The sequence below is a fragment of the Paradesulfitobacterium ferrireducens genome (assembly GCF_017310645.1).
Classification (GTDB): Bacteria; Bacillota; Desulfitobacteriia; order Desulfitobacteriales; family Desulfitobacteriaceae; genus Paradesulfitobacterium; species Paradesulfitobacterium ferrireducens.
Genome location: NZ_JAFLRH010000026.1, coordinates 25,675 through 32,335 on the forward strand (window position 1 = coordinate 25,675; position 6,661 = coordinate 32,335).

Consider the following 6,661-nt stretch of genomic DNA (forward strand, 5'->3'; position numbering starts at 1 on the left):
CTAATTTATTTCTGTTCACCCAAGACAGAACGCAGAATATTAGGCAGACCGTAATAATGGCTCCCGGCCCCATAGCCTGTCTTTAAGACTGTCATCTCAGGAAAAGGACCTTGCTTGGCCAAAACCTTAATCAGAGCTGCACCGGTCGGGGTGATTAACTCTCCGGTAATCCCGGAGTCTTTCATTTCAAACCCGGACAGAAGTTCTAAAACAGCAGGCGCCGGTACCGGCAAGATTCCGTGAGCACACTGAACAAAACCGCGAGACCAGGGTAAAACCGGGATGACAATTTGTCCAATGTCTAATTCATCCAGGGCTAAACAGGTACCTACAATATCTATAATCGAATCCACGGCACCGACTTCGTGAAAATGTACTTCTTCCGTGCTCACTCCGTGAATATGGGCTTCTGCTTCGGCCAGAGCGCGAAAAACCCGGATTGAATTTTCTTTGGTCCGGGTACTCAGGGCACCGTTCTGAATCATCCGGTCAATATCCTGAAGACGGCGATGACTGACATCTTCCGAGACCTTAACATCAACCTGTATAGATTCAATGCCTTCAACAGTAACCTTCTTAGTCCCGATTTCGAAGCCGGTTAAACCACAAGACTTTAATTGGGCGGTCACATTTTCCAGATCGATTCCCAACGCTACCAGGGAACTGAGTGCCATATCCCCGCTGATTCCCGCGAAGGCATCCCAATACAAAATCTTCAAAGTTGTTTCTCCTTCCTGCGATAGAAATTAAGACGCCTTAAGATGGCTGCTGCCAGGGAGGCCGCCCCAAAACCATTGTCAATATTGACTACCCCAATCCCGGAGGCGCAACTGTTCAGCATACTGAGAAGGGCCGCTAAACCTTGAAAATTAGCACCGTACCCGATACTCGTCGGGACGGCTATAACCGGCTGTTCCACTAATCCCCCGACCACGCTGGCCAAAGCACCTTCCATTCCGGCCACCACGATAATAACATCTGCTTGACTTAGTTCCTCCCTGGAGTCCAAAATTCTATGCAGACCGGCAACCCCGACATCAAATAATGTGGAAACCGGAAACCCAAAATAGCGGGCTGCAAGCACCGCTTCCTGTGCTACCGGCAGATCTGCTGTCCCGGCGGTAATCACAAGAATTCTGCCCTCGGATATAGGATCGGCGAGCGGGTGCAGCAAAAAACAACGGGCTAAAGGATCATACTGTCCCTGAGGAAAATGGGCCTGGATAATCTCTGCTTTGGCCTGATCCAGACGGGTTGCCAAAACATTGGGAACGGCGGCCCCGAGATGTTCAATAATACTTATGATCTGGCCGGAAGTCTTCCCTTGACAAAAGATAACCTCAGGCTGGCCGGTACGCAGCGCCCGCTGATGGTCCAGCCGGGCAAAACCAAGATTCTCTGCGGGAAAGTCTTTAAGTCTTAATAAAGCGTCTTCAATAGAAGAGCTTCCCTCTTGAACCGAGGTTAATATCTCTCTTAACCGCTGTTCGTTCAATTAAACACCTTCTTCACGTAAGCACATCTTACGGGTTTAGACTGCCTGAGCGGAGTCCCTCTAAATCAAGGGTAATAAAGCGAAATCCAAGCTTTAATAATTCTTTGACAATCTCCTCTTTATGCTCAAGAAATTTAGAAAATAAAAATGTCGGAACCTCAATCCGGGCCAAATTCCCATGAACCCGCACGCGCCGTTCGGAAAAACCTAGATTGGTCAGCACTTGTTCGCCCTGGGCTACTTGTTCCAGGATTTCCGGAGAAATTTTCTGTCCAAAAGGGATGCGTGAAGCCAGACAGGCTTGAGCAGGCTTATTCCAATTGGGCAGCCCGCGCTTGCGAGCCAGAAACCTAATTTCAGCTTTCGTTAATCCGGCCTGCAGCAGCGGACTAATAATCCCTAATTCACGCAAGGCCTTAAGCCCCGGCCGGAAATCCCCCATATCCGAGCGGTTTGAACCTTCAGTTAATTGAAGCGCCCTTCTATCTGCCTCTTGCTTCAATAAGGAAAACAAAGCATGTTTACAATAATAGCAACGCTCGCTGGAATTCTCGGAGAAGCCAGGGATTTGAAAGACATCAATTGTCAGCACCTTGAGTTCAAAACCCAGAGTTTGGGCCAGTTCCTGAGCCTCTCTCTCTTCAGCCGGTGCGATCATGGCTCCCTTTACGAAGAAGGCCAAAGCATTATTTCTCAGAGTTTCTCGGGCTACTGCGGTCAAATAAGTAGAATCCACTCCACCGGAATACGCCACTGCTACTTTGCCCAAATTCCGCAAATTATCAATTAATGCCTTTTCCTTCAACAAAGCCTCTTCGAGTCTAACTTCTTCTGTCTGCACGCTCCCCACCCCCGCCTACATATACCACCATTCTACCGAAAGGAGGACATGCAGTCAAAGCAAATTCAAAGGAGTCAATATATCAAAGAGATAAAGAGACAGAGCCTAAATGCTCTGTCTCCTACTCATACTAATAAGTTATCACACTTTTAATGAGGAAGCATTAACCGTTTTTCCAGGAAACTCCGAAGCCGCCGCGAGGATATCCCCACAGGATATTGCCGAAAGGACAGCCAATCCGGCAGGTGCCGCATTCTAAGCAGCCCTCATAGCCGACAGAGATGCGTTTTTCTTCTTCATCCCAGTCATAGACGTGGGCCGGGCAAATGCGGGTGCAAGGCTTATCCTGACATTGTTTAAGGCAGACTTCAGGATCAGCGATTTTGATATGGTTTAACTTGTCCGTATTAAAGCGGACTAGATACAGCTTGTCATCTAATTTCATTTCAGCGCCCTCCATGCCCCGAAGAGGTCTCCAATTAACGCACCCTTGGAGCGGTGTTCAAAGACCATCTTCATGATTTGTTTTTGACGCTCTTTCTTCGGTGTTTCATCAGCCGTAAAGAACATTCTGGCCGCATTCATCATGATTTCAGGATATACTTGGAAGAAGTGCGGATTATCTTCAAAGAATCCGGTCACTTTCCGGTATTTATGCAAGTCTTTGACGACAAAAGAATCCCGCAGGCGGGTTTCATACACGCTCATTGCCTGATCGCTCACATCACCGGCCTGGATAGCCTGAGCCGCCACTTCTCCGGCGATTTTACCGGAAGTCATAGCCAGATTGGAACCTTCACGATGCAGACCATTTACGAGCATGGCTGTATCCCCAACGACCATGACCCCTTGGCGGTGCAGCTTCGGCATTGCATTATAGCCGCCTTCGGGAATCAAGTGCGCCAGATACTCTTTAGTTTCTCCGCCTTGAATCAAGCGTTTGACATAAGGTTTAGCTTTTAAGGATTCGAGCAGGTCATTAGGCGTCCACTTTTTGCGGATAAGCGGTTCGAGCAAGGCGCCTACCCCTACGGAAAGGGAATCTTTATTCGTATAAATAAAGGCGGTGCCTAACATTCCGTCCGTTGAATCTCCAAAAAGTTCGATAGTCGCACCTTGTCCCGGCTCAAGACAGAAACGATCTTCAAGTTTCTCTTGCGGCAGCTGGATAATTTCCTTCACGGCCACAGCCACTGTATCCGGGCGCAGTTGCGGAGCCAATCCGGCTTTTTTGGCAATGAAAGCATTGACGCCCTCAGCCAGAATAACGACTTTGGCACCTAAATCTCCTTCGGCCCGCCCGGTGCGTACGCCCACGACGTTATCTCCTTTGTAAAGGAGATCTTCCACCACGGTTTCCGTAATAATCATGACCCCGGCTTTTTCAGCCTGTTGGCCCAGCCACTTATCAAATTTAACCCGGAGCACCGTATGCGCATTATAAGGCGGTCCAGCCCAAGCAGGATCACGATAAGCTGCGGCAAAGATTTCATCCCCGCTTAAAAAGCCGTAACGCTGTTCAATCACAGGACGCTCCAGCGGAGCTTCTTTCCAGAACTCAGGAATAACAGCCTCAGTGGCTCGGGAATAGAGAACACCGCCCATTACGTTTTTAGTACCCGGATAATCACCGCGTTCGATCACGACTGTTTTCATCCCTGCTCTGGCGGCACTGATTGCGGCAGCCAAGCCAGCCGGACCGCCACCAACGACGATCACATCAAAGTTTTCCACTTTTTTCCCTCCTTACTTGGCCACGCCGTGCTGAAGGCGTTTCTTAAATTCCTGAGTCATCGCCGGGACGACCTGGAAGAGATCGCCCACGATTCCGTAGTTAGCCACCCGGAAAATACCGGCATCTGGATCATTGTTAACCGCAATGATAAAGTCAGAAGTCTCCATTCCTACCAAGTGCTGAATGGCCCCGGAAATACCAAGGGCAATATAAACTTTCGGGCGAACCGTAACCCCGGTTTGTCCGACCTGCTGATCATGGGAAAGCCAACCGGCCTCAACCGCGCCGCGGGTACCGGCAATGGTACCTCCGAGAACATCGGCCAGTTCTTGGGCAATTTCAATATTCTTCTTAGAGCCAATACCTAAGCCTACGGCAACGATGATTTCCGCCTTATCCAGGAAGATGCTCTTGGCATCCCCTTTAATGAACTCGACCACCTTGGTTCGGACTTCATCCTCGGAAATTCCAAGTTCTTCGCGAATGATTTCGCCCTGGCGGCCTTCCACGCGCTCCGGCATCGCCATAACACGCGGTCTTACGGTCGCCATCTGCGGGCGGCGTTTCTTGCATTGAATGGTTGCCATGATATTGCCGCCGAAAGCAGGACGGGTTTGGAGTAAAAGTTTGGTTTCCGGATCAATGCTTAAAACCGTGCAGTCAGCTGTCAGGCCGGTCTGCATGCGGGTGGCCACTGCCGGGAAGACATCGCGCCCCATGGCCGTAGCGCCCATCAAAACGATTTCCGGCTGGTATTTGCGGATCAAGTCTGTAATAGCCTCGGCATAAGGCTCCGTCCGGAAATATTTGAGCACCGGGTCGTCGACAACATAGACTTTCTCCGCTCCGTAAGCAAAGGCTTCAGAAATCACCGGATCAAGGTCCTGCCCGACAATCACGCCGCAAAGATCGCAGCCGATAGCGTCGGCAAGCTTGCGGCCCTCTCCCAGCAACTCCCAGGATACCGGTGCCACTTCACCGTGCTTGTACTCGATAATAACCCAGACGCCGCTCCAGACATCTCCGCCGGCGACAACCGGTTCTTTCTTCTTGCTTGTTTTGGCATAATCCTTGACCGAATCCGGAAGAGGCTCGGACTTATTAAATTCTTTGGCCTCCCCTTTTTCGGCATCGCTGTTCTTGGTGGCAGAGCTACCAGCTCCTTCCGGCAAAGAGAGTGCATTCGCCGGGCAGACGGTAACACAGCTGCCGCAATTCGTGCACTTGTTGGGATCGACCGTTGCCAAGCCATCGACCAGATCAAGGGCTTCCACCGGGCATTCTACCACACAGGCACCACAGCCGATGCATTTGGCTTTATCTACTACAACTGACATTAGTGTTTTCCTCCCTTCGCCAGGGGATGGGTCATAATGATATTTTGTTGAAACATCTTTTCAACAACCATGGCGGCGGCACCTTGAGGATCTTTCATGCCGTCGATTTTATCTCCCCCTGAACGTGCCGGGGGCGGGAAAATCCGAACCACACTGGTTGGGGAACCTTTTAGTCCGAGTTGAGTCGTGTCATACGGGAGGCTCTTAGCTTCCCAGTATTCAGGCTCGTACTTGGCTGCCTTCATCATGTTCGGGAGTGAGGCATAGCGCAGTTCATTCAGCTCTTTTTCAACGGTAATAAGTGCCGGGAGCATCGCTTTTGCCACTTCGCGGCCGGCTTCGGTTTTACGCTCAACGGTAACCCAACCATCATTTAAGTCACGGACTTTAATGGCATAGGTTAACTGGGGAAAGCCCAGGCGCTGGGCTATCCCGGGACCGGTTTGAGCCGTATCCCCGTCAATCGCTTCTTTACCGGTAAAGACCAGGTCAACCGGGTCGCTCTCATGAACCTTTTGAATCGCCACGGTTAAGACATACGCAGTAGCTAAAGAATCTGACCCCGCAAACGCACGGTCACTTAAAAGAATTGCCCGGTCCGCACCAAAAGACATCGCTTTTTTTAAAGCTTCTTTGGCTTGCGGAGGCCCCATGCTGATGATAGTGACTTTGCCTCCGACTTTCTCTTTGAGTCGAATTGCTTCCTCTAAAGCATGGGCATCATACGGGTTTATGATGGATGGCACTCCTTCCCGCATGAGCGTATTGGTCGCCGGGTCAATCCGGACTTCCGAAGTATCCGGAACTTGCTTTAAACAGACCAAGAAATGCACAATGGATTCCCTCCTCTATTCCTAAGTTGCATATATTGCCACCCTAAGCATAAATTACACACATGTACATGATAGTACAAACATCTAAAAATTACAAGAAAAAGAAGAATACTTTCGATTTATACATTAAGAATACATTGTATATATGGATTCTATATGTAGAAGTTTATAAATACTCCGTATCACTCGCGGGTCTTTGACACTTGCGTTTATATAGAAATCCCTACAAGCCTTGAAAACAGGGCTTTTTTTATTGGAAAAATGTCAAATTCTCTTCAATTATTAGTGCGTAATTTTGCGTAATGTGTTATAATGTAAGGGATTGGAGGGGATTGTTGCTATGCGGCTTAGTATATCCAAGTCTAAAAATGCTACTTCGCTTTATGCCATACAATCTGTTTACGAGAACGGTAAGCGTTC

7 protein-coding genes are annotated in these 6,661 nt (G+C 49.3%); all 7 read right to left on the minus strand.

The window, feature by feature from the left end:
- Positions 1-5: 5 nt before the first annotated feature.
- Positions 6-719, minus strand: a complete 714-nt coding sequence (gene larC, locus J0X21_RS10275; RefSeq protein WP_206812118.1) for a nickel pincer cofactor biosynthesis protein LarC — start codon at positions 717-719, stop codon at positions 6-8.
- Positions 716-1,495 (minus strand): nickel pincer cofactor biosynthesis protein LarB, encoded by a 780-nt coding sequence (larB, locus tag J0X21_RS10280; RefSeq protein WP_206812119.1) that lies wholly within the window; start codon positions 1,493-1,495, stop codon positions 716-718. The genes larC and larB overlap by 4 nt, the downstream gene beginning before the upstream one ends.
- 28 nt (positions 1,496-1,523) lie before the next feature.
- Entirely contained in the window at positions 1,524-2,336 is an 813-nt protein-coding gene (gene larE / locus J0X21_RS10285) for an ATP-dependent sacrificial sulfur transferase LarE (protein ID WP_206812120.1), read from the minus strand.
- Between the two features lie 163 nt (positions 2,337-2,499).
- A complete protein-coding gene (locus J0X21_RS10290; RefSeq protein WP_206812121.1) occupies positions 2,500-2,781 on the minus strand; it encodes a ferredoxin family protein in 282 nt (93 codons plus the stop codon).
- Positions 2,778-4,070: an FAD-dependent oxidoreductase gene (locus J0X21_RS10295; RefSeq protein ID WP_206812122.1), complete on the minus strand. Its 1,293-nt coding sequence runs from the start codon at positions 4,068-4,070 to the stop codon at positions 2,778-2,780. Before J0X21_RS10295 ends, J0X21_RS10290 begins: the two co-directional genes overlap by 4 nt.
- A gap of 12 nt (positions 4,071-4,082) precedes the next feature.
- The gene (locus J0X21_RS10300) at positions 4,083-5,408 is read right to left on the minus strand and encodes an electron transfer flavoprotein subunit alpha (RefSeq protein ID WP_206812123.1); all 1,326 of its coding nucleotides are present in this window, start codon (positions 5,406-5,408) and stop codon (positions 4,083-4,085) included.
- Positions 5,408-6,241: an electron transfer flavoprotein subunit beta/FixA family protein gene (locus tag J0X21_RS10305; protein WP_206812124.1), complete on the minus strand. Its 834-nt coding sequence runs from the start codon at positions 6,239-6,241 to the stop codon at positions 5,408-5,410. Before J0X21_RS10305 ends, J0X21_RS10300 begins: the two co-directional genes overlap by 1 nt.
- Positions 6,242-6,661: the final 420 nt, after the last annotated feature.

Excerpts from the sequence above, each read along its gene's own strand:
- J0X21_RS10290 (WP_206812121.1), bottom strand. The coding sequence starts at position 2,781 with ATGAAATTAGATGACAAGCTGTATCTAGTCCGCTTTAATACGGACAAG.
- J0X21_RS10300 (WP_206812123.1), bottom strand. The coding sequence starts at position 5,408 with ATGTCAGTTGTAGTAGATAAAGCCAAATGCATCGGCTGTGGTGCCTGT.